This window comes from Gordonia sp. i37, assembly GCF_002043085.1.
Lineage (GTDB): Bacteria > Actinomycetota > Actinomycetes > Mycobacteriales > Mycobacteriaceae > Gordonia > Gordonia polyisoprenivorans.
In genome coordinates this window covers 1-1,483 of record NZ_MVPX01000018.1, presented here as the reverse complement: position 1 = coordinate 1,483, position 1,483 = coordinate 1, and the positions used below count along the sequence as shown (strand labels likewise).

Genomic DNA, 1,483 nt, shown 5'->3' with positions numbered 1-1,483 from the left:
CCCGGCGCATCTGACCGCCCGAGAGCGAGTCGGTGCGGGCGGCGGCGATCGAACGCGGCAGTCCCACCGACTCCAGGGCCCGCGCCACCTCGGTGGTACCGACCTTCTCACCGCCGGCGGCCATGATCTCCTCGCCGACGTTCTGCTTCTGGATCTGCAGGCGCGCGTGCTGGAAGGCCAGCCCCACCTCACCGACCTTGCCGGTGACCTTGGCCCAGTCACCGTCGTCGGAGAGTTCGCACGTGCCCTCCGACGGCGCGATGAGTCCGGCCATGATCCACGCGAGAGTTGTTTTCCCCGAACCGTTTCCACCGACGATCAGCAGGCCGTCACCACGATCGACCGTCAACGACACCGCGCTCAGGGCCCGTACCTCCCACGGCGAACCCGCGAGATAGGTGTGCCCGACGTCGGTCAGCCGCAACAGCGGCGCGCGATGGCCGATCGCGTGGGTCTCACCGACGGTCTCCGGCCGCGCCTCGCCGCCCGGTCCGGCGGCGGGGAACCACGTCGGCGATTCGGGGACCGCCCGACCGTCGACGATGTGCACGACGCGGTCGGCGGCCGAGGCTTCCGAGGCACGGTGGGTGATCAACACGACGGCGACGCCGCGGGTGCGCGGCAACGCGGTGAGCAGCGCCATGATCTCCTCGCGGCCCTGCGGGTCGACCATCGAGGTCACCTCGTCGGCGATGAGCAACGCGGGATTGCGGGCCAACGCCCCGGCGATGGCCAGGCGCTGCTGCTGACCGCCGGACAGATCCGAGGTCTCGCGTTCACCGAGGCCGGCCAGTCCCACCTCGGCGAGCAGCGCCTCGACGTCGACGTCGGCGCCCGCGGGCAGACCCCAGACGACGTCGTCGGCGACCCGGGAGCCCAGCATCTGCGTCTCCGGGCGCTGCAACACCATGGCGGTACCGCCGAGGCGACCGAGGCCCGCAGCACCCGGACGGGTCAGGGTGCCCGCCGACGGATGTCGTCCGGCCAGGATCTTGGCCAGCGTCGACTTGCCCGATCCGTTGGCGCCGACAACGGCGATGAACTCGCCCGGCTCGATGGTCATGTCGATGCCGCGCAGGATGCGCCGACCGCCGGGTTCGTAGGAGAACTCGACGTCGCGCAGGGTCATCGGCAAGGGGGCGATGACGGTGTCGTCACCGATGGTGACCTCCGCGTCACCGGCGTCGAGGGTGTCCTCGCTGGGCACGTCGGAGAGCCGCTCGATCACCGCGCCCAGAATCCACCAGGCCACCACGATGGTCAGGAAGGTGCCGACCGCCCCCGACACCAGAATCCACAACCACCACCAGTCGACGATGCTGGTGCGGAAGCTGGTGAGTCCGTGGGCGATTCCGTCCCCGATCGACGGGATCTTCCCGATCCACCGGGCCGCGCCCTCGAGGGAGTTGGACAACGCGGCCAGCACCAGCTCGCGCAGGGGCTTGAGGATCAGCAGGATCAGCACGGTCACCGCGGCCACGAC

The 1,483-nt window shown here is 70.5% G+C and carries 1 protein-coding gene; it reads right to left on the bottom strand.

All coding sequences use genetic code 11. The features are described from left to right. On the bottom strand, positions 1-1,483 hold a 1,483-nt coding region (locus B1964_RS00805; RefSeq protein ID WP_079928434.1), incomplete at both ends, for an ATP-binding cassette domain-containing protein.